At 61.0% G+C, this 22,942-nt stretch carries 10 protein-coding genes; 5 read left to right on the top strand and 5 right to left on the bottom strand.

Translation table 11 applies throughout. From position 1 onward, the window contains the following. Positions 1 to 303: 303 nt before the first annotated feature. Complete coding sequence (gene hemB, locus DES53_RS13080; RefSeq protein ID WP_245958163.1) at positions 304 to 1,290, bottom strand: porphobilinogen synthase; 987 nt, start codon at positions 1,288 to 1,290, stop codon at positions 304 to 306. A gap of 45 nt (positions 1,291 to 1,335) precedes the next feature. After that, positions 1,336 to 1,716: a hypothetical protein gene (locus DES53_RS13085; protein ID WP_113958725.1), complete on the bottom strand. Its 381-nt coding sequence runs from the start codon at positions 1,714 to 1,716 to the stop codon at positions 1,336 to 1,338. Between the two features lie 294 nt (positions 1,717 to 2,010). Between DES53_RS13085 and DES53_RS13090 the strand changes: the two genes are divergently transcribed. Both DES53_RS13090 and DES53_RS13095 read left to right on the top strand, forming a co-directional pair. Continuing rightward, positions 2,011 to 2,628 carry a hypothetical protein gene (locus tag DES53_RS13090; protein WP_113958726.1) on the top strand — a complete coding sequence of 206 codons (618 nt, stop codon included), beginning with the start codon at positions 2,011 to 2,013 and terminating at the stop codon, positions 2,626 to 2,628. A 553-nt stretch (positions 2,629 to 3,181) separates the two neighbouring features. Next, entirely contained in the window at positions 3,182 to 7,933 is a 4,752-nt protein-coding gene (locus tag DES53_RS13095; RefSeq protein ID WP_113958727.1) for a CHAT domain-containing protein, read from the top strand. Positions 7,934 to 8,207: 274 nt separating this feature from the next. On the opposite strand, the gene DES53_RS13100 is transcribed toward DES53_RS13095, so the two are convergent. Together DES53_RS13100 and DES53_RS13105 are read right to left on the bottom strand one after the other, a co-directional pair. Next, a complete protein-coding gene (locus tag DES53_RS13100) occupies positions 8,208 to 11,564 on the bottom strand; it encodes a ribonucleoside-diphosphate reductase subunit alpha (protein WP_113958728.1) in 3,357 nt (1,118 codons plus the stop codon). A gap of 108 nt (positions 11,565 to 11,672) precedes the next feature. Next, on the bottom strand, positions 11,673 to 12,758 hold the full coding sequence (locus tag DES53_RS13105) for a ribonucleotide-diphosphate reductase subunit beta (protein ID WP_113958729.1): 1,086 nt from the start codon (positions 12,756 to 12,758) through the stop codon (positions 11,673 to 11,675). A gap of 1,083 nt (positions 12,759 to 13,841) precedes the next feature. On the opposite strand from DES53_RS13105, the gene DES53_RS13110 reads away from it, so the two are divergent. The 3 genes from DES53_RS13110 to DES53_RS13120 all read left to right on the top strand — a co-directional run bounded on the left by DES53_RS13110 (position 13,842) and on the right by DES53_RS13120 (position 20,736). Then, positions 13,842 to 17,585: a PVC-type heme-binding CxxCH protein gene (locus tag DES53_RS13110; protein WP_170157080.1), complete on the top strand. Its 3,744-nt coding sequence runs from the start codon at positions 13,842 to 13,844 to the stop codon at positions 17,583 to 17,585. Between the two features lie 43 nt (positions 17,586 to 17,628). Continuing rightward, positions 17,629 to 19,134 carry a delta-60 repeat domain-containing protein gene (locus DES53_RS13115; protein ID WP_211325535.1) on the top strand — a complete coding sequence of 502 codons (1,506 nt, stop codon included), beginning with the start codon at positions 17,629 to 17,631 and terminating at the stop codon, positions 19,132 to 19,134. 261 nt (positions 19,135 to 19,395) lie between these two features. Beyond that, a complete protein-coding gene (locus DES53_RS13120) occupies positions 19,396 to 20,736 on the top strand; it encodes a hypothetical protein (protein WP_113958732.1) in 1,341 nt (446 codons plus the stop codon). A 63-nt stretch (positions 20,737 to 20,799) separates the two neighbouring features. Here the strand turns inward: DES53_RS13120 and ppk1 are convergent, their stop codons facing one another. Further along, positions 20,800 to 22,920, bottom strand: a complete 2,121-nt coding sequence (gene ppk1 / locus DES53_RS13125) for a polyphosphate kinase 1 (RefSeq protein ID WP_113958733.1) — start codon at positions 22,918 to 22,920, stop codon at positions 20,800 to 20,802. Positions 22,921 to 22,942: the final 22 nt, after the last annotated feature.

Below are 22,942 nucleotides of genomic sequence, written 5' to 3' on the forward strand. Positions count from 1 at the left end.
GAGATTATGATAATTAAAGATGGGTTTAGGCTGGTGTATCGCCGGTCGTAAATGGGAATGGGCGCGCCCCCCTGTAATCGTGACGGGAAATCGAGTCGTGGAAGCTCCGCTAGGGCGGCTTAAGTGACGGTGTAGCCATTTTGGTCTTGAGGCGTGCTACCCCCCCCAACCGCGACCGCTGGTCGCGGTGCGGCAAGTCACCCCTGATCCAAGGCCACGACTTTGTATAAACCGCCCTAAGGACATTCATCCCTGCCGATGCCTCCATGAGGGCAGTACTCCCAATGCTCTTGCTGTCAGAGCCTATTGCTTTTGGGCATGCCACTTCGCCACGTCTTTGGCGAAGTAGGTCAGGATCATGTCTGCTCCCGCACGGCGGATGCCGGTGAGAGTTTCCAGCACCATCTTCTTCTCATCCAGCCAGCCGCTCGCGGACGCCGCTTTGATCATGAGGTACTCTCCGCTCACGTGGTAGGCTGCGATGGGGAGTGTGGTCCGGGTGCGCAGGCGGTGGATGATATCAAGGTACAGCGTCGCAGGCTTTACCATGAGCATGTCCGCGCCCTCTGCTTCATCCAGGGCGGCCTCGCGCTCGGCTTCGCGGGCGTTGCCATAGTCCATCTGGTAGGTCTTCTTGTCGCCGAACTTTGGTGCGGAATCGAGAGCTCCGCGGAAGGGGCCGTAGCACGCGCTGGCGTACTTCGCCGTGTAGGAGAGGATGCCCACGTCGGCGTAGTCCGCCGCGTCCAGGGCACTACGCAGGGCGGCCACGCGGCCATCCATCATGTCGCTGGGGGAGACGATGTCCGCTCCTGCGTCGGCGTGGCAGAGGGCCTGCTTGCAGAGGGCCTCCACCGTTTCGTCATTGAGGATGCGACCGTCATCGGACACCAGGCCATCGTGGCCGTCGGCGTTGTAGGGGTCCAGCGCCACGTCGGTGATGACCGTGAGTGTGGGAAGGTCCTTCTTCAGGGCGCGGATGGCTCGCGGGACGAGGCCCTTGGCATTCCAGGCCTCGCTGGCATCCCGGGTCTTCAGCCGGTCCGAGATGGCGGGGAAGAGCACCACGGCGGGGACTCCCAAGGCGTGCGCCTCGGCAGCTTCCTTCAACAGTCCATCCACGGTCCACCGGGTGCAGCCGGGCATGGACTCAATGGGCTGCTCCTCAGAACCTGCGTGCACAAAGAGCGGGTAAATCAGATGAGACGGCGTCAGCTCGGTCTCGCGCACGAGGTCGCGGATGGCAGCGGTACGACGGTTGCGTCTGGGGCGGATGGGCAGGTTGAGCAAGGGAGGAAGGGGGTGATGGGTGGAAACCGAATGAAAGAGGAGAAGCTAGAAGAGATCGAGGCGGCGCAAGATGCTGAACAGAAAGCCGCCCAAGAATACGAGAAGGGATACGCTCTTCAGTCGTGCTGCGTATGGCTCCAGTCGCTCGTTCAGCCTCCAGAAAAAGTGAAAGTGGAGGAAGCAGCCGAGGGCGATGAAGGCTACGACCAGCCCCGTGGCGGCGGTGCCATAGGCCACGGTCCTGCCATCAGGACCGAAGATATCTGTCTGGTCCGAACTGAGACAGGTAATGCCGTACAACACCATGAAGAACGGAAGGACGGCCCCGACAAGCCACTGCTTCAGTCCGCCCCCGTTGGGATCGTACGCGAAGGCATCCGCATCATCTTGGTGGGTGCGGCGATCCTTGTTGGTCCAGAGAGACATGAGCTGAAGGGGAGGGGAGCCAGATCTGTAGCCCCGACTGGGGCTCAGTAAACTGCGATCTGTGTAACGAGACTGAGACTTGAGCCATTTGCTTGCGGGACATTTTCTCTTTGTCGTCAGAGGATGGGGCGCGGCGCATCCGCAGATGTCCCATGGTCTTTGCAAAAAAGGCATGTCATGCCTGAGACCTGCAAGGATGAAACATGAATTCATCTTCCCTCCCAAACAGCAAACCGGGACACGGCACTGCCATTCACCTTGCCCGGTTGTTGCACAGATGTAGTATCGCGAGCGATGAAGAGTCCGTTCACCATCGTCATCCTGCTGTCCCTGATCATGGCGGGCTACTTTGCCGCCATCAAGATAGGGCCGAGGTTCGGGTTCTTCATGGACAAGGCGGATGAGGAGTCTGCGGGACAGAAGCTCGCGCCGGGTGAGAGGCAGTTCATTGCCGCGCATGGCTGCTCCCTTCACCTCCCGGACGGGTGGGTACAGAAGCCTGAGCAGCGGAATGCGGTTCTCTTCGAGTTCCCGAGAGGCGCGAAGGATCGCGGCTCCATGATCATCGATAGTGAGGCCTTCGACGGCACGCTGAAGGAATTCACGGACGGTCATGTGAAGAACATGATCCATGCGAACCCGGAGATGCAGATCGTAAGTGAAGGTCCCTTCAAGACGGATGGTGGCATCGAGGCGCAGAAGGTCACCATGCGCAACCGCATCGGTTCGGTCTACCTCGCACAGGGGATGTATTTCTTCGAAGGACCTCCCGGTAGGAAGATCAAGGCCACCTACGCGGCATCCGTGGCGGGAGATGATCTGGAGCCCATCTTCGATGCCTGCCTGAAGACCCTGCTGCTGCATTCCGGACCGGAGGCTTCGGCAGGCGGGGGGAAGGCAGGGGTAAAGTAGATTGGGCGACGGAGGTTAGGCGTCCCCGCCTGACAGGGGGGTCGCCACAGGGACGTTTCTGGTTAACCGCAAAGGGGCAGAGAGGCACAGGTGTCGCTGTGGGGAATGGGTCGCACTGCAGCCAGGAAACTGAAGGAGGTTAGGCGTCCTCGCCTGACAGCGGACGTTAGGCCTCTGGCGTGACGACGGCGTTGTACTCGGCAACGCTGCTGATGGAGAGCTGATGGTGAAGCTGTGTTGTAGATGTGAAGCTTTTTGGTGGAGGGCGCTCGTCGCTCATGCGGATGGTTGAATCACGCGCGAAGATGGATGGACTTGGAATTGGTCAGGCCGGAGGCCCAACTACCCCTGTCAGGCGGGGACGCCTAACCTCCGGGGTATTTGCATCGTCGATTGACTATGTGCTGCCCTCCGCTCTGTTGTGCCGCCTTTTCTCTCTGCACCATCAATCTGGATGTCTCCCCTTCGTCATTCAGTCCGGCCGAAGCCGATCATCCGGTCGAGGTGCGGCGCCTGTTTCCACTCGCTCTGCTGGCGGAGCGTGGGGTGGGTGATGATGGTGCTGCTGCTCGTGGTATTGACGGGTGCAGTGCAGGCCGTTGAAGAGGACGAGCAGCCCCTGCTGCTGAAAGTGCCCACCGAGGTGCCGCAGCCGCCGCAGCCGCCGCCGGCGGCGCAGGCGAAACCCCTGCCTCCACCGGCACCCAAGCCGCTCCCGGTGCCTGCCGACACACCGTCGCCCACTTCTCCTTCGCAGTTCCTCCAGCTACCCCGTCAGCAGCAGCAGTTTCCCATTCCGGAGCCCGGCGAAGTGCAATCGCCTCGACTTCCCGGGCAGGAGATCACTCAGGAAATCAACGCTCTCCTTGCCGATGGCAAGGTTGGCCAGGCCATCGCGGGGGCGGAGGCGGAAGTGCGCCGGGCGGTGGCGGTGTCGGCGGACTGGCAAATGGAGCTCGCGGCGCTCTCCGCGCTGGCGAGTGCCCGCATGGCCAGCGCGAGCGTCACGCCACGGGAGCTGTACTCAGGGGAGGAGTTGCTTGGTCGCGGGCTGGAGATTCTGAAACACCATCCGGAGGTGGATGCCTACTGGGTGGCGGAGATCCACGGCAAGCTGGCGTGGGTGGCGATGAACCGGCAGCAGTTTGGTGTCGCCGGCATGCATCTGCTGCAGGCGGTGCATGCAAGTCTGGAGAGGCCGGACAGGCTCAGCGAGCAGTGGGAGCTGTGCCGGGCCTTCACTTCACTGTGTGAATTCTCCGGCAGTCTGGCGGATCTCACGCTGAAGGAGCAATTCATCAAGGTCCTGCTGAAAACGGTGCAGTCCGCCACGGTCCCAGATGACCTGCGCATGGTCACCCCGATGGACCTCTGGGCGGAGCATCAGGAGACCATCCGTATCAAGGACTATGCGGGAGCGGCGAGCACCCGGCGCGCCATCCTGGATATCATCGCCAAACACAGTGCGGTAGACGAGCGTCTCCCCACCCAGCTCCTGGCGTTGGCCGATTTGCTCAGCCTGCATCTCCATCAGCCGAAGGAGGCGGAGGAGCACTATCGCCTGGCGCTCGAGGCGGAGCTGATGCTGCCTGGCCTGAACAAACGCCAGGCGGAGATTCGCGACGGGCTTGCCAGACTCACCGGGTATCAGCTTGAGAAGGCCGGCGAGCATCTCACCCACACGGAGGAGTCGTGGAAAATCTGGAAGAAGGTGGGCTCACTGAATGACCTGGGGTGCCGTCAGGCGCAGGAGCGGCTGGCCGGGCTGCTCGCTACCAGGAAGCATGCGGATCGCGCAGAGCCTTTGTATACGGAGTTGCTGGAGTGGCATCGCAAGCAGGCCCCGCAGGCGGCGGCGTCGGAGTCCGCGCCGGTCAGCATGCTGCTGCAGGAGCGCGAGTCGGTGCTGCAGGATGCGTGTCGCTTTTTTGTGGATGTGGCCGAGAGACCGCAGATTGCCCTCGAGTGCTATCAAGAGCTGCTCGAACTCCAGGGGCGGCAGCAGGAGGCGGGGCAGCCGGAGCGCATGCGCACGCTCGTGGCCATGGCGGGGCTGCTGCAAAAGCTGGGCCGCAGTGAAGAGGCCAACCGCAGCATTACCGGCGTCCTGCAAGACTTGGAAAAAAAAGCGGCGCAGCATCCGGAGAGTTTTGATGCGACGGCCGCGCGGCACATGGCGCAATTCCACACAGTGCTGGGTCGTGGCTACAGTCATGACGGTGCGGATGAGGCCTCGCAGGAGCAAGGCATGCGGCATTTCCAAATGGCCACTGCATTGCGCCGTGACTTGCTGCGCACCAGTGCGGGGAAGGATGCGGCGGCCTCTGAGGATCGTCGCGAGGTGGTATGGAGTCTGGTGGACCAGGCGCGCGCCTTTGAGCACCGCGGGAATGTGGCGGCTGCGGAAGAACATTTCCGCAGGGCGCTGGCCTTTGCCGGGAACAAGCAGGGCAATCCCGGTTGGAAGGATGCGGCGCAGGCGCTGGCCACATTCCTGGCAGGCGAGCGACGCCACACGGAATCGGTCGCGGTGCTGAGGAAGATTCTTGAAGGACAGCCCGAGGGGGAAGCTCTGGAAGCCCGGCAGCAGCGGCGCGTGGTATTGCAGGAGCTGTATCGTGAACTCGACCGGGCGGGTGATGACGAAGGCGCGCTCGTGGTGCTCGCCCAGATGGATCGCAACTCCTGGAACACCCCGTGGCGCGTGGAGGAGGAGGAGTTTGTGGCGATTCGCGAGGCGCGCATCAAGCTGCGCAAGCGCCACATGGAAGCGGCTTGGGCGCAGATGCTGGAGACGCTGGAGAAACGTCGCGAGCGCCAGGATGAAGCGGGTCTGCTGGAACTGCTCGAGGAAATGATTCCCGTGGCCATTCTGCAGAAGGACGGGGTCTCCACGGAGCAATTCATGGAGGAGCGCATGGGCCTGCTGCGCAAGCAGGAAGCGGGTGCAGGTCCTCTGCAGGCGACGCTGCTGGAGCATGCAGGGTTGTGGCTCTTCAGCGGGGACAGCCAGCGGGCGCTGGAGGCCATTCAGGCGAGCCAGGCGCTTGGTCCCGTGGCGCAGTCGACCACGACTCCGCAGACGCGCGCCATCCTCGCGAGCGGGGCGATGCTGGAGATGTTCACGCTCGCGCAGCGGAAGGACATGACGGGTGCCAGGGCGGCGTGTGAGAACCTCGTGCGCTACACGGCAGGAACGCCGCATGAGCAGATGGTGAAGGAATTCCAGGCAAAGCTGGCGACGACCCCGGATGCGATGGAGCCCTTCCAGAATGTGGCGCTGCTCGCGGTGCTGCATGATCGTGCGGCTGCCGGCCGGCGGCTGCTGGAGTGTGCCGTGGCCTTGTGTGAAGAGCGGCATGGCAGCACTGCGGCGGCGAGCATCCTGCTGCGCGAACAGCTTGGCCAGCTCTGCCTGCGTCTGGGCGAGCATGGCGCGGCAATTGCGCACTATGAGATCGCGTGGTCCTCGCTGAAGGACAGCGCAGCCATGGCCGTGCAGGCGCGCAAGGGCGTGGTGTTGCAGAACCTGATCACGCTGCGTGCACGCAGTGGCGACTGGCCTTCGGCGGAGAAACACGCGCGGGAGATGCTGGACCTCATCACGGCGGTGGCTGGTGCGCAGGTGGTGGGTACGAGCCAGCTTCACCTCCAGCTCGCGGAGTGCGCGGGGAGGCGGGGCGATCGCGAGGTGGCGGCCACGCGCATGCTGGAGGCCCTGCGTGTGCTGGAGCTGGGCATGGCGGATGTGATGCACTCCGGCACGGAGCAGGAGGTGCTGCACTACGCCGCGCAACGCCGGTCTGCCTTCGACCTCGTGGCCAGGTATGGCAGCGCCGAGGCGATTGCCGGGGCACTGGTGCGGCAGAAGGGTGTGCTGCTGGACTCACTCCTGCAGGACAGCCAGATGGCTCCGGCCAGCGGTGACCTCTCCGCGCAGCCGCTGCTGGGGCGCGTGGAGGTTGCCCGTTCCGCCCTGAGCACGATGGCGCGCAATGCGGCGGCCATCACCCTGGAAACGCCGTACGCGGATGCACAAGCCCTCTTGCAGGACCTGGAGAAGCGGCGTGAGGACATGGCAGATGCAGAGTCCTCCTTCATGACGCTGCTGGGGGGCACGAATTGGAAGCGGCGCGCGCTGAGCACTTCACTTGCGGATGTGCGTGAGGGCATGCCTGAGGGGGCGGTGTTGCTGGACTTCTACCGGCATCGTGAACCGGGTGGGCTGGAGTACTTCAGCGTCTCCATACTGCCGAAGAAAGGCGTGGTGAAACAGGTGCGCCTTGCTGAAGCGGGACTGGTTGAAGAGCTCATCAGGCTGTATCATCAAGTGATACAACATCACACCAATGAAGCCACCGCCGCACAGGTGCTCGCGGCGCTTGGGCAGGTGGTGGTGGGACAGGCCCTGGCCAACCTGGAGCATCCTCCCGCGATGCTCATCCTTTGTCCGGATGATGCGCTGCAGATGGTTTCCTTTCCCACCCTCCTGCTGGAGCCGGACGGGCGGTTCCTTTCGGAACTCATGCCGCTGCGCCAGGTCACCGCCGCGCGTGATCTCGCCCTGCTGCCGCCTGCGGGACCTCCGGCCACGCCGATAGAGGCCAGGGCTGGGACCAATGCGGATGCCGGGAGTCTGGAGAAAAAGCTGCGTGATGAGGTGAAAGCTTCGCCGGTGCTGCAGGTGCGTGCGCCGTTGTTTTTCCTGCCTTCAGCTTCGCAACGCGAGGAGGTCATGGGAGATGCCGGGCATGCCGGCAATCCTTCGTGGCGGTCCGGGCTTTTGTTGAGCAGCGCAGACGATACACTCACGGCCTGGAAGGAGAGCCTGCGGGTCGCTGCGTCTGCCGGTGAGTCAGATGCGAGCACCGAGCCTGAAGTGGAGGATGGCATCTTCGCGGCCTCGGAGATTGCGACGCTGGATCTTCGTAAAACGAAATTGGTGACCGTGCCTGCGTGTCTGTCCCGTGTGGATCTCCTGCAGCCGGAGTCCGGGGCGGATGACCTGCTGGCACTGCAACGCGCGTTCACGCTGGCTGGTGCTGAGCAATCGCTGCTGGCGCTCTGGCCGGTGGAGGACAAGGCCGCGACTGCTGAGTTCATGAGCGACCTCCAGAAGAAGCTGCAAGCCAGCGGAGTGATGGAGCAGGGGAGTGCTGGTGAGGTGGACGTGGCGGTACTGCTGCAGGAGGTGCAGCGCGAGTGGCTCGTGAGATTGCGTGGGGAGAAGGATGGTGGGCTGGTGAAAGCAGTGAGCACGGCGGGGCCGTTTGTGATGATGCAGGGGGTGCGGGCGAGGAGGTAGGGAAGTTGATGGTTGAGGGTCGATGGTTGATAGCCTGAGGGAACAACGCAAAGCGCTCGCGATATCGCGAGTGAATGGTTTGCGTGTTCGTAGTTGGGAGTTTCCTCGATGCCTGCTGTTTTCAGATTCTTGGGATGTGAGTCCACAAAACAGAAAACCCGCGCTGCACACGCAACGCGGGTTTTCCAATCTCAATTCTTTGCTGCTTTCGCTGCTTTGCGATGGTCTCCTCAGGCTATCAACTATCAACCATAGACCATCAACTCTGCTGCTTCTACGTGCAGGCTTCGCATTCCTTGCCGTTGATTGCCTTATCCCTCTGCGCAGCGAGCCACGCGGCGTACTCGGCGGGGTCTGCGGCAGCGTTGCCGGTGGGCGAGGCGCTCTTGCCCTGGGCAGCAGGGGCGGCGGCTGAGCCACCGGCCTGGGCGATGACGCCGCGCAGTTCCTTTTCCTTCACCACGGAGGAGGCCTCGATGTTCGTGGCGCTCAGGGTGCGGAGGTAGTAGGTGGTCTTCAGACCCTTGCGCCAGGCGCCGCGGTAGATGCGGGACAGCGTGGCAAGGTCCACGGCGGAGTACCACAGGTTCGTGCTCTGGCTCTGGTCGATCCATTTCTGGCGACGAGCAGCGGCGTCGAGGACGTACTCGGCATCGATGGCGAAGGCGGTGGCGTAGCGCTTCTTCAGCGCGACGGGCACGTTGTCCATGGGCTCCAGCTCACCATTGGAAAGGATGAGCGATTCGCGCATGTCGTTATTCCACAGGCCAATCTTCTTCAGATCCTTCACGAGGTAAGGATTGAGCATGAGATAGGCGCCGCCGAGGTTCTCCTTGCCGAAAAGGTTCTTGTACAGGGGCTCGATGCACGGGCTGCTGCCCATGATGTTCGAGATGGTTGCGGTCGGAGCGATGGCGATGACGTTGCTGTTGCGCATGCCCTGCTTGGCAATCTTCTCACGCACCGGCTTCCAGTCCATCTTGCCGCCGCGAGGCACTTCGATGGCCACGCCGCGCTCCTCTTCGAGGAGGTCCACGGTGTCTTGCGGAAGCAGACCACGGGACCACTTGCTGCCTTCGTAGCTGGAGTAGGTGCCACGCTCCGCGGCGAGGTCGCTGGAGGCTTCGTAGGCGTAGTAGGCCACGGCTTCCATGATCTCGTCGTTGAAGGCCACGCCTTCTTCCGAGCCGAAGGGCACACCCTTGCGATAGAGCGCGTATTGCAGACCCATGACACCGAGACCGATGGGGCGGTGGCGGGTATTCGCACGGCGCGCGGCTTCCGTGGGGTAGAAGTTGATGTCGATCACGTTGTCCAGCGCACGCACGGCCATGCGGATGGTCTCGCGCAGCTTGGTGTGGTCGATGTCACCGGAGTCGGTGAGGTGATTTTCCAGCACCACGGAGCCGAGGTTGCACACGGCGGTTTCATCGGCGCTCGTGTTGAGCGTGATCTCGGTGCACAGGTTCGAGCTGTGGATCACACCCACGTGGTCCTGCGGGCTGCGGACGTTGCACGGGTCCTTGAAGGTGATCCAGGGATGGCCGGTCTGGAAGAGGAGCTTCAGCATGCTCTTCCACAGGTCGAGCGCGGGAATCTTCTTTCCGTAGATCTCACCCTTGGCGGCCTTCTCTTCATACTCCACGTACTTCGATTCGAAGGCGCGGCCGTAGAGCTCGTGCAGCTCGGGCACGTCATTGCTGCGGAAGAGGGTCCATTCCTGGCGGGCCTCCATGCGCTTCATGAAGAGGTCAGGAATCCAGTTCGCCGTGTTCATGTCGAACGTGCGGCGGCGGAGGTCACCGGTCTGGTCATGCAGGTGAAGGAAGTCCTCCACGTCGTTGTGCCACGTTTCGAGGTAGGCGCAGCCGGAGCCCTTGCGCTTGCCACCCTGGTTCACGGCCACGAGCTGGTCATTGTGCAGCTTGAGGAAGGGGATGACACCCTGGGATTCCCCGTTGGTGCCCTTGATGTAGCCACCGGTACCACGCACGGAAGTCCAGGAACCACCGAGGCCGCCCGCCCACTTGCTGAGGAAGGCATTCTCCGCGATGCCGCGGATCATGATGGACTCGATGTTGTCATCCACCTTGTACAGGTAGCAGGAGGAAAGCTGGGAGTGCAGCGTGCCGGCATTGAAGAGGGTCGGCGTGCTGGAGCAGAAGCGGCGGCTCTTGTAGAGGGAGTAGAGATTGATGACCTTCGTCACCGCCTCGCTCTTCTCCTGGAGGAAGAGGCCCATGGCCACGCGCATCCAGAAGAGCTGGGGCGTTTCGAGACGGCGGGAGGGCTTCACCTTCTTGTCCACGATCAGGTAGCGATCATAGAGCGAGCTGATGCCGAGGAAGTCGAAGTCGAGGTCCGCCGCCGGGTCGAGGGCTTCTGCGAGGCGGTCGAGATCATAGTTCAGCAGGCGGGGGTCGAGGCGCTCGATCTCCACACCGCGCTGCAGATTGCGGCGCAGGGCGCGGCGATGGAAGAGTGGCAGAGCTTCGATGCCATCCTTCACGATGTCCCAGCCGAGCACCTCTTCATAGATGTAGGTGAGCAGGATGCGCGCGGCGAATTTGGCGAAGTCCGCATCATGGCTGATGAGCGTGCGCGCATTCAGGATGATGGTCTTCTTCAGGTCCTCTTTGGACATTTCCGCAGCGAAGGAGCGGCGGAGTTCCACTTCGATCTCTTCGCGGGTGAGGCAGACATCGAGACCGAGCAGCGCGTAGTCCATGCGCTTGCGGAGGTCCAGGCCATCCCAGAGGACGCTGGAGCCATCCGTGGAGCGCACGAGGATGAAGCTGTCCTGCTGGGTATCGCCACCGAGCTGGAGCTGCTGCTGCTCGGAGGATTCCTCCTCGGTGCGGCGCATTTCCTTGCGGTGCGTACGGTAGGCGATGTAGGCGGCAGCCACCTTGAAGTGGCCCTGGCGCATGAGTTCCTCCTGCACCACGTCCTGCAGGTCCTCGATGTGCACGAATTGGCGCGCCTCATCGGACATGCGGCGGCTCACGGCATCGGCGATGGCCACGGCGGGCTCGGAGTTCACTTCCAGGGAGAGGAAGGCCTTGCGCACCGCGGACTCAATCTTGCTCTGGTTCCACGGCACGGCCTCGCCATTGCGCCGGATGACCTTGGTCGGAACCATCACGGGCTGGGGATTGGAGGTATTATGAGTGGGGATATGGCTTTGCATGCGGGTCACGACACTGCGTGCAAGGTCATGCTGATTATAACGAACGAGGGTGCGCTCGATGATGCGGTAGATTTCCTCGGAGCGGAGCACCGGAGCGCCCTGCTGGTCGCGCAGCTCGGTCTCACGGGTGCGGCGGGCCAGTTCATCCGCCACGGTCAGGGCGATGGTGCGGACGAGGTCGCGGTTCCGCTCGGTGTAGATTTCGTCCTGCTTTTTGCGGGAGAGCTGGAGGTCCGCGAGCGCATTGCCCACAGTATCAGCAATTTCTCCCATGTCGAAGGGGCGGCGCATGCCGTCCACCTCCACCTCCATGCCGGGCTCCAGAAGCTCGGCGCAGCCGCTCGCAAGCCCGCGCCAGTCAAAGTGCGGACGCAGTTCCTTGGACAGGTTGGCAAGGCGCTTGAGCGCCCTGTCTTCATCAATCAGGTGGCGGGAAATCATGGCTGTAGAGGGAGTGTTGGTTGAAGGAAAGGGGCGCAGGGAACGGTGATCCCTGCCGGCGCGCCCCTTTCCAGGGCCATGGCCGGCAGGCCGGATGAAGGTGGTTACTTAGAACTCGTCGTCACTGCCGACGACAAGGGAGCCACGAGTCTGGTACTCGGTGACCTTCTGTTCGAAGAAGTTCGTCTCCTTCTTCACGTCCATGACTTCGATGAGCCATGGGAGCGGGTTCTTCACACCCGGGTTGAGCAGGGGCAGGCCCACGCCGGTGAGGCGGCGGTCAGCGATGTAGTCGATGTACTGCTCAAATTCGTCGGCGCTCAGGCCCACGGCGCCCACAGGGAGGCAGTCGCGGATGAACTCCTTCTCCAGCGTCACGGCCTCGCGCATGATGTCCACGAGCTGGCTGCGGAACTCCGGGCTCCAGATATCGGGATTTTCATCCACGAGGTCCATGAACAGGTTGCGGAAGAGCTCAATGTGGTTGCTCTCATCCCGCAGTGTGTAGCGGAACATCTGGCCGATGCCGGGGAACTTGTTCTGCCGGTAGAGGCTGAGGATCATGCCGAACAGGCCGTAGAACTGGGTGCCCTCCATGCACTGGCCGAAGACGAAGATATTCTGCGCCAGCAGGCGCTTGTTCTCTGTCTGGGTCAGGTCGAGGTCGCGGCGCAGGGCGTGCGACACACGGGTGACAAATTCGTTCTTCTTCTTGATGGACTCCACCTGCTCGAACATCGCCTCGCACTCGTGCGGGTTGATGCCCAGGCTGGAGATCATGTAGAGGAGGCTGTCCGCGTGGATGTTTTCCTCATGGGCGTGGCGGCCCAGCACGAGCTTCAGTTCGGGAGCAGTGACCAGCTCACGCACCACGTGCATGACATTGTCTCCCACGATGCCCTCGGCGGCGGAGAAATAGCCGATGCCCATCATGATGATCCAGCGCTCGGTCTCGGTCAGCGCGTTGGGGGAGCGCCACTGTTCGGCGTCCTTCTGCATGCTGATGTCCTCCGGCTCCCAGTGGTTGGCCTTCATCTTGCGATAGAGGTCGTAGGCCCACTTGTATTTGAGGGGAAGGAGATTGAAGGCCTCGGTCTTGCGGCCGTTGATGATGCGTTTGGCCGTGTAGGCGGCCTCGGCCTTATCCTGGTCGAGGACAAACTTGCGGTCTCCGATTTGGTAAGTCTTTTCCATGGCAGCGACAGAGGTGATTTTGGGGTTGAAGAAGGCGGGTAAGTGACGGATGCGTAACGAGCCAACTGAACCGCGGAGGACCTCAACAAGCGGTGGGGTGTTTCATAACCACCATATCTTGGTCGCGCGGTTCGCATCATGCACAAGATGTGGGGTGCGATCCAGCAAAAACTACAACCTGTTGCGTCACGGACCGCAATTCCACGCAATCACTAGGGGAGGAGCGTGAAAATATTTTTGGCGCGTAAAAACGGATGGCTGGAAAAACAGAGATTACTCCAAACACGAGTGTGTGTCATAAAAGCCATCATAAGGCGTTGAGGGTCAATAGTCTGGTTTTCAGGATAGCTAAGGAGTGTGAAGAATTGCGTTTTACAAAAATTGTTCAAAGAAACAGTAGTGCCAGGGATGGGATACGGGCGGGAAGGAGAGAAAGGCCGTGTTTGGGAGCAAATTTGGCCGAAAATGGGCGCTATCGTGCCAAATGGTGAACCATCGGCTGCTCAAAGGAGCGCGGACACTCCTGTCCGCTACCCCTGACTCACCACCTTCTGTCATGTTGCAGGCAAGGCCGCATGCCGCCAGCTGCTTCTGAAAAGGGATGGGCGTCTTCTACGTCCGATAGTTCGCTGGATTGCAGACAGCGGACAGGAGTGTCCGCGCTCCTTTGGCCGGCCGCTTCGGTCGCTGCGCAAAGACGGGATTCAGCATTTCGTGGTATGAAACCGGGTGTGTAACACGGGTCGCATAGCGAACGCTAAGCGTGTCGATAGCGTGTCGCTCAGCGTTCGCTAAGCGACGTTTCTGTGAGTCGATAGCGTTACGCCACCACCCACCACCCACCACCCACCCCGTAGATACATATACAGCTTGCTGGAGAGAGAGTAACCACGCGGTGGTGAGGAACTGCGGGAAAGCCGCGTTCAAACCCAAACGGACTTGTCGGCTTCCCTGACCGAGGTTAAGGTGTTCAGTCACCACTTTGTGATGTCTGGTGAAGGGCATGGCTTGCCTTTCCCCTCCATTCACCTCCCTTCTTGCCTCCGGGCCGATTTGGCGGATGCTTGGCGCCCCTCATTCCCTATGCTCCGTCCAGGTTTCCTTTTTCTGCTCACGGCTTCGGTATCGCTCTCGCTTGTCTGTGTGACCTTCACCTCCCCGGTGCAGGGGGCGCAGACTTCCTCAAAGAAAAAATCGAGCGCCTCCTCCTCGAAGAGCAAGGGAAAGGGGAAGACTCCGACCTCGACGGACGCGAAGAAGAAGACTGAGTCGACCCCTGCTCCAGCCCCCGCGCCCGCACCTGTGGCGCCGCCCGCGCTGCCGAATGAGGAAGACAAGCCCGTGCCCGTGCCGCCGCTGCCTTCCCAGAAGCTGCAACTGCACAAGTGGTCCGGCGCGCTCAATGTGCCAGACCCGGTGGCAGTCACGGTAGACCCGCAGGGGCGCGTGTACGTGACGCAGACGACGCGCCGCAAGGTGGGAGACCTGGACATCCGTGAGCACACGCAGTGGATTCCCAATGACGTGGCGATGGAGAGCATCGAGCAGAAGAAGGCGTTCTACCATGACGTGCTCGCCCCGGGGAAGACGCTCCGCCCGCGCGGCAGCCTGAAGGACCACAACAAGGATGGCTCCATCGACTGGAAGGACCTCACCGTGCACACTGAGCGCATCTACCGCCTGGAGGACACGGATAAGGACGGCACGGCGGACAAGATCACGCTCTTTGCCGAGGGCTTCAACACGGAGGTCACGGGCATCGCTGCCGGCATCCTGTACCATGACGGCTGGGTGTACTGCACCATCGCGCCGGACCTGTGGCGCCTGCGCGACACGAATGATGACGGCGTGGCGGATGAGCGCGAGGTCGTGGCGCATGGCTTCGGCCACCACATCGCGTATGCAGGCCATGACATGCACGGCCTCACCGTGGGGCCTGACGGGCGCATCTACTGGACCATCGGCGACAAGGGCGTGAACGTCCTCACGAAGGAGGGCAAGCGGGTCGCGAAGCCGCATGAAGGATGCGTGCTGCGTTGCGAGCCGGACGGGAAGAATTTCGAAATCTTCGCCCATGGTCTGCGGAATGTGCAGGAGATCGCCTTCGACGAGCACGGCAATCTCTTCGGCGTGGACAACGATGCGGACAAGACGGGCGAAAAGGAACGCTTCGTCTACATCACCGAGGGCAGCGACTCCGGATGGCGCTGCACCTACCAGTACATGAAGGGGTGGATTCCCTGGATGGACGAGGGCCTGTGGAAGCCGCGCTTTGCCGGGCAGCCAGAGTACATCACCCCGCCACTGGCTCAGGGTCATGATGGTCCTGCGGGTTTTGTCTTTAATCCCGGAACAGCGCTCGCGGCTCCCTGGAGGCAGGGTTTCTTTGGAAACCAGTTCCCGAGTGGGAAGATGAATGTCTTCCGCGTGGCACCGTCCGGGGCGTCCTTCACGGTGACGCAGGATGCGACAGTGAACAGCGGTGTCATGGGCATCGGCATGAGCTGGGGTCCCGAGGGCAAGCTCTACCTGGCTGACTGGATGGGTGGCTATCCGCTGGATGAACTGGGCGCGATCTGGACCGTGGATGACCCCACGGGCACGGACAGCACGGAGCGACAGGAAACGCTGACCCGCCTGCGCGAGGGCTTCAGCAATCCGGAGGCCGTGGAGCCGCTGGCCTACCTCGGGCATGCCGACCAGCGCGTGCGTCTGGCGGCACAGTTTGAGATTGTAAAGCGGGGTGAGTTTGCTCGCTTGGAAGAAGTTGCGAAGAATGCCAACCAGCCGCGTCTCGCCCGCATCCATGCGCTGTGGGGACTGGGCCAGGGCATGCGTGCCGGGAAGGTGGAGCGGGGGAGTGTGGAGGGGCTTATCACGGCTCTGGCGGAGGATAAGGACCTCGAAGTCCGTGCCCAACTCGCGAAGGTGGTGGGAGACTCGCAAAACGATAGTTCGTTTGGCGCGAAGCTCCTTTCTTTGCTGAAGGACCGCAGCCCGCGCGTGCGCTTTCAAGCGGCCGTCGCATTGGGCAAGCTGCAGGTGAAAGAGGCCACGCCAGAACTGCTGGCCCAACTCGCCCTCAATGCCGACAAGGATGCGTACCTGCGCCACGCGCTGGTGAGCGGCCTGACGGGCTGCGCGACCACCGGGGAACTGGCGGCGACGGCGACGCACGAGTCCCGTTCCGTGCGACTGGGTGCGGTGCTGGCGTTGCGTCGCCGGGCAGATGGGGCGGTTTCGGCGTTCCTTGAGGATAAAGATGCAGCGGTCGCTACCGAGGCGGCGCGGGCCATTCATGACGATGAGTCCATTCCTGCCAAGTTGCCCGAGCTGGCGGCTTCTTTGGATTCAAAGCGAGTCGTTCCTGATGCGTTTACCCGTCGTGTGCTGAATGCAAATTTCCGCATCGGTGACACCGCGGGAGCGGAACGCGTGGTGAGTTATGCCCTCCGTGAAGATGCCGCGCTCCCCGTGCGGAATGAAGCACTGACCCTTCTCACTCTCTGGTGCACGCCGCCTCCACTGGACCGTGCGGATGGACGTGCGCGCACGCTCGAAGCTCGCGATGAGAAAGCCATCGCGGACGTGTTGCGTCCCCATCTGGACCAGCTCATGGCCCTCAAGGATACGGGCCTCAAGACACTGGCCATCCAAATCCTCATCGCCTACAAGTTGCCGGTTGAAGCGAACGTGGCCGCCGCTGCCGTGATGGAAGGCAGTGCGCCAGCGGAGACGCGCATCGGCGCGCTGCAGCTGCTCGCCACCCAGCACGGTGGCTCGGCGGAACTGGGCAAGACCCTGACCGCGCTCGTGGAAGGCAAGGCTCAGCCGCAAGCCCAGGCCCAGGCCCGAGGAAAAACGAAAACTCAAGCCCAGACCCAACCCCAGGCTCAGACTCCGGAGACCCTGCGCATTGCCGCGCTGGAGATTCTGGCCCGGGAAAAGCCAGAGGTCGCCATCGAGCAGGCCGGGAAGCTGCTGACCTCCGGATCCACCTTGGAAAAGCAGAAGTGCCTGGCTCTCCTGGCCGAGCTGAAGATGGACGCGGCGGATGTGGTGCTGACCAGGGAGATGGAGCAGCTCGTTGCCGGCAAGTGCCCGCCATCCCGCCAGCTCGATGTCCTGGAAGCCGTACTGGCCCGCTCTGCGGATGTCGCCGTTCTGAAGGAGAAGCTGGATGCCTTTGAGGCGACCCGCGCCGGAGCCGTGGGCACGGTGGGTGCCTATCTTGAGTGCCTGGAAGGTGGCAGCTCGGTGGAAGGCAAGGACATCGCACTGGAGCACCTCGCGGCGAACTGCACGGCCTGCCATCGTTTTGACTCAAAGGAAGGCAGCACCGTGGGCCCGCAGCTCAGCGGTATCGGCGCGCAGAAGGATCGCACGTACCTGCTGGAGTCGCTGGTGAATCCCGTGGCCCAGATCGCGCCGGGTTACGGCATGGTGTCTGTGACGCTGAAGGATGGGAAGTCCTACGCCGGCGTGGTGGTGAAGGAAGATGCCGAGAATGTGGAGCTCAAGCTCGCGGATGGTTCGGTGAAGAAGATTGATATCGCCGAGGTGACCGTGAAGACCCCGCCCATTTCCGTGATGCCGCCGATGAGTGCCATGCTGACGAAGCGCCAGCTCCGCGACCTCGTGGCATACTTGGCGGGCCTGAAAAGTGGTGGTGGCAGCTTAGGCTCGAAGAAAGTCGCCGTGAAGGAAACGGAGACCGGCGAGCATGAGGTGGCGGAGGAGGGGAAGAGGGAAGGTGGTGACGGAAAGGACCCGGGCGCCGCGAGCTCCAAAAAGGAAGCCACTGGCAAAAAGAAGAAGCAAGGATAGGCGCGATCACGGGAGGGGGTATGGCGTAATGATTCCTCTTGCCGTGAGTGCGGTCGCGGGCCAATGGTCGGCGATGCGTTGCACAAACCGGCGGCTCCAGGTCCTGCTCCAGATCTTCCTGATGCTCGTTGTTCGGACGGCGGCTGTTACGGCTCAGTCTGGGGCTCTCGACCTTACTTTTGGCTCGGATGGGTTCGTGATGACACCGTTTGCAGCCATCCAGAAAACGTCCTTCAATAGTCAGCGTACAAAACTGAAGGTGCCCATCGCATTGTATCCATACTGTTTTGGGTTGTATGGGGCGGTGCAGAATGACGGGAAGATCATTGTGATTTGCGACAACCGTGTCGGGTACAATTTTGGGGAGTATATCATCGCCATGGCCCGCTATGAGCCCAGTGGTGAACTGGACACCACTTTTGGAGTCGGGGGCAAGGTCACATTCTCCTCGGGCGCAGAACGAAGGGAGGCGTGTGTTGGTTTGGAGATTCTAAGTGATGGCCACATCATGGTTTCGGGACGTTCGGTTCCTTTAGGAAAGACTCCGGCCAACAGCAGCGATGGAGAGATACTCCTGCTCAAATACAAACCCGACGGATCGCCGGATCCAGGCTTTGGGGAAAATGGTGTGAAGATGTGCAAATATGGACATCCTGGTGACGGCAAGTTTTTTCACCGCACCTTCAAAGCGCAGCCCGACGGCAGGCTTCTGGTGGCGGGAGGCACCTTCACGGAATCCAACAAGGCCACCACGAGCGTGGCTCGATTTACACCAGATGGAGTGTTGGATCCGGCATTCGGCAATGCAGGCAGGGCGCCAGTGCCACTGCCCAACAATGGAAAACTGGTGGTGGACGACGCAATCTCGCTTCCGGATGGCAAATGCCTGGTAGCTGGTTGGTTGCACTTTGGAAAGTTTACCTTAGACGCCTCTACACGCCCGTTTGTGTATTCGGCGCTTCTGTGCCTCAATGGCGATGGGAGCATCGATACCAACTTCGGCAAGGACGGCAGGGTGGCCATGGCCATGGGAGGGCTGAACTCGTTCGACAACCGCCTTGCGCTGCAGGGTGACGGCAAAATCATCGTGGCAACCAAGTGCGGCCCTCACAGTGCGTCGAATTCAGGCCAGTCCATCGGTTTGTTCCGCTATCTTCCGAACGGCATGCTTGACGATACCTTTGGTCGTGGAGGGAAGGTGACCGCCTATTTCCCAAGGGTTCATGCGGTGTCGGAAGCTCTCGTCTTGGGGGATGGGCGCATTGCCGTAGCTGGCGAGGTTGAGGGATGTTTTGCACTGACGTTGTTCCTGCCCAATGGAGCGCCCGATGTGAGCTTCGGAAAGTCAGGACTCATGACGTATGAACCTGCGGATTGGGCAGAGTCGAAGGCAAACCAAGCTGCCAGAAGAAACAAGATGAGTGACCCAGTTTCGATGCAAGTGGGCGGGGCATTGCTTCAAAAAGATGGGAAGATTGTGATCTTTGGTTCCATTCCCTTGAAGAATAGTTCGCGTGTTCTTGGGATGGTGCGGATAAACGTAAAGTAAAGCGGTGCGGGAACCCCGGCTCAGTGCAGTGAGAATGAAACGCTGGAAGGGTGGAGATGCTGGATTGATGGTTCGCGCTCCGAATCGTTTCCAAGAAGGGCTCCCGCAGACCGAAGCGGGTCGTGAATTGTAGGCGATGTGATGCCCCAACTCGTTCGTGAGTGTTCAGATTTTTCTCTTTGTGTTTTCAGTGGGTTGGACCTATGTAGTCCTCCATTGGGACCGGACGTAACGGAGACGTCACGCAAGCTTCGAAAAATTATGGATGCCGCGCCAGACCAAGGTTTGCTCAATCAGCAATCCGTAGAATTGCAGAAGGTTCCCGCCCTCGTGCGGAGGGATGAGCGCGCAAGCTACGCCTCAAAATTAGAACAGATGCTGGGCAGTGCCCTAAGAGAGGTCGGGGTATTGGTGGATGGTCTGCTCCCCAAAGGATGTTTTGTTTCAACCCCTGCTCCGCTCCCGGATGCCACACAGCCTACTGCTGGGCAACCCGTGGCAACATCGGTTGAAATTGAGCTGTCAGAAGAATTTCGTAGTGCGTTTGAAGCTGCCCAAATGCGGTTCATCAAAAAAATGAAGGACGCTGCCGACAGTAAGAACCTGGAGAATACTGAAGCAGTTGATGCATCCACCAAGAACGAGCTGGCAAAAGAAGCATTGAATGAGCTGAGCAATCTCGGTTTTGGCAACATTGTAACGACCTTCGGGAATAAAACCGACGTTGCCTCTCCGACCAGATACTTTGATGGATTGAGGATGATGGGCATGGCCCTGAACAAAGCCCAGAGCGGCAAGCCCGGGCCCGGGAGTCAGGGAACAGCAGGGAAAAGTGCCGGGCTGTACTCGTCACTCGCCCCGGCCACACGAAGAAATAAAATCAACCCGGTTCTTGGCTACAAACCTCAATTTGACCCGACCAAGGGTGAGGAGGGTGATGGCAGGCGTTTTACTCGTGTGATCGTTGAGGGGCCCTATGCTGAGAAGCAATGGCCACCTGAGATGCGAATTTTCATTATTAAGAGCAGTACATCTGAGAAGGAATTGCTGACTTTCTTCAGAGCAGACGTAACAAAGCATGCAAAGGGGCTTGACCACCTGAAGTGGACAGAACTCAACAATTCGGGAAATGCTGACGCCGCTGAAGTTCAAGTAAACGACACAATCACACTCAAGGAGATGGCGCTCGAAGTTGTAAGAAGTGAATTGCGGGGTCAATTGCGGCAGCCGGGTACCCCACTAGAAAAAGCTTCCGATAAGGAATATTATAAGATCAAACTGAAGCTCTCGGCCGAACGTTCCAAGATCGAAGCAGCCGAAAAGTCGATGCATGATTTGCACAGAAGATACCCCGATGAAAGGATGCCAGATGGAACGCCCGTGAATGACGGCGTATTCAACCGTCAGGCGGCAGCTGCAGAATTTATCAAATGCCTCGAAGACAAGTATGGAGCTGCCTTTGTCAGTCGGTTCAAGGAAGGAGCGGGTGCCGAAGAGACGAAGAGCCCAATGAAGCTGCTCTTGCTAATCTCCAGCAACGTGGAACGAGCCTATGAAAGTTCCAATCCTGGCGCCGCCGGAGGGGGCGCGAACGACCGCTAAAAATAAGATTTCAGGAATCTCGCGCTCCACCAGGCTCGGCACATCCACCAATCGCAGCCCTACTCACTTCGGCACATGCGGCACCAGCAAATCCGGTGATTGCGCCCTTGGGCGATGCCTCCGCACGGCCTGCTTCGCGAAGAACTCCTGCGAGCGCACGGCCTTGGTCTTGGACTTGGCGGAAGGACGCGGGACCGGCGTGTAGTTCCCGTCCTTGTCGAGCTGGCGGGCCTGCACGTTGTCGGAGAAGTGGGTCAGGAGGATTTCCTGCAGGCGCTTCTTGCACGCAGGATCCTCAATCGGCGTCAGCAACTCCACACGCTTGCTCAGGTTGCGTGTCATGAAGTCCGCACTGGAGATGAAGACGACCGGGTCACCTCCCTGGCGGAACCAGTAGATGCGCGCGTGCTCCAGATAGCGGTCAATGATGCTGACGACGCGGATGTTTTCACTCAAGCCCTTCACGCCCGGCTTCAGGCAGCAGATGCCGCGGATATTGAGTTGTACCTTCACCCCGGCCTGCGAGGCGGCGTAGAGGGCCTCCATCATCTGGAGGTCCTCGAGCGCATTCATCTTCAGCATGATTTCCGCCTCCTCGCCGGCGGCGGCACGGGCGGTCTCGCTCTGGATCATCTCCAGCAGACGCTCGCGCAGGCCGAAGGGGGCCATGCTGATTTTCTGGAAGTGCACAAACCGGGAGCGTCCGGTGACGGTGTTGAAAAAGGCCGACGCATCCGCGCCGTACACCGGATCGCGTGTGAGGAAGCTGATGTCGGTGTAGAGCTTCGCGGTGGCCTCGTTGTAGTTTCCCGTGCCGAAGTGGCAGTAGCGGGCCATGCCGCCAGGTTCGCGACGCACGACGAGGGTGATCTTTGCATGCGTCTTCAGTCCGCGCACGCCGTAGATGATTTGCGCGCCGGCGGCGAGGAGTTCTTCCGCGCGTTCCAGGTTGCGGGCTTCGTCGAAGCGGGCCTTCAGTTCCACCAATGCTGTCACGTGCTTGCCTGCCTGGGCGGCCTTGATGAGCGCGGAGATGATGCGGCTGTTCTTCGCGGTGCGGTAGAGGATTTGTTTGATGGCCACCACATTCGCGTCCGTCGCGGCCTGCTCGATGAGCTGCACCACGGGCTCGAAGGATTCATAAGGATGGTACAGCAGGATGTCGTCCTTCCGGATGACATCGAAGATGCTCTCGTCCGGCTCCAGGGTGACGGCCTCTGAGGTGGGCCACTGCTCGGTCTTCAGGTCCTCGAAGCCGGGCACTGAGGAAATGGCGAAGTACGCACGCAGATCCAGCTCCCCGGGGATCATGTACGTGAGGGAGGGGGGCGCATCACAGATCTGCTGGATGGCCTTGATGAGGGACTGCGTGACGTCCGGCTCGTCCTCGATTTCCAGGCGGATGGTGTTGCTGGTCTTGCGTGCTTCGAGGATTTCCTCCATCTCCGCGGCGATGTCCTGGGCGCTTTCGTCATCGAGGGTGATGTCGCTGTTCCGGCTGATGCGGAAGCGCGCGGTGCCGGTGACCTGTTCCTGCGGGAAGAAGTCGTGGATGAAGATCTCCACGAGGTCCTCGATGTTGATGTAGGCGTGCGTGTTCCCCTCCGCATCGGGAATGACCACATGGCGGGGGAGATTTGGAGGCAGGGTGAAGACGACATGCCGCACCTGGTCTTCCTCACCGATGCGCGAGCGCACTTCGCTCATGAGTACAATCTGCAAGGCAGGAAGCTGCAGGCGATCCTCACCCGGCTCCACCGCGATGGGGGAGAGCACGGCGAAGACATTCTCATTGAAGTAGGCGTGCAGGTGCGTGCGCTGGCTGGGATTCAGCTCGGCGGGCGTGAGGCGGCGGATGCCATTGCGGCGCAGCACGGGCAGCAGGTCCTGATTCAGGATGCGGTATTGCTCCTTGATGAAGGCCAGCGTGCGCTCGCGAATTTCATTGAGCTGCTGCGTTGGCGTCAGTCCGGCGGGGTCATTCACCTTCCGGCGTGCGTCCTTGAGGTATTGCAGTCCACCCACACGGACCATGAAGAACTCGTCCAGATTCGAGGCGGTGATGGCCAGGAACTTCACCCGCTCCAGCGGTGGCAGCATTTCACGGGCAGCCTCGGCGAGGACGCGTTCATTGAAGGCCAGCCAGCTCAGCTCACGATTGAAGTAATTGGGTTCGGTGGCCATGGAGGAGAAAAAAGAAGGTCTG

The sequence above is a fragment of the Roseimicrobium gellanilyticum genome, assembly GCF_003315205.1.
GTDB classification, from domain to species: Bacteria; Verrucomicrobiota; Verrucomicrobiia; order Verrucomicrobiales; family Verrucomicrobiaceae; genus Roseimicrobium; species Roseimicrobium gellanilyticum.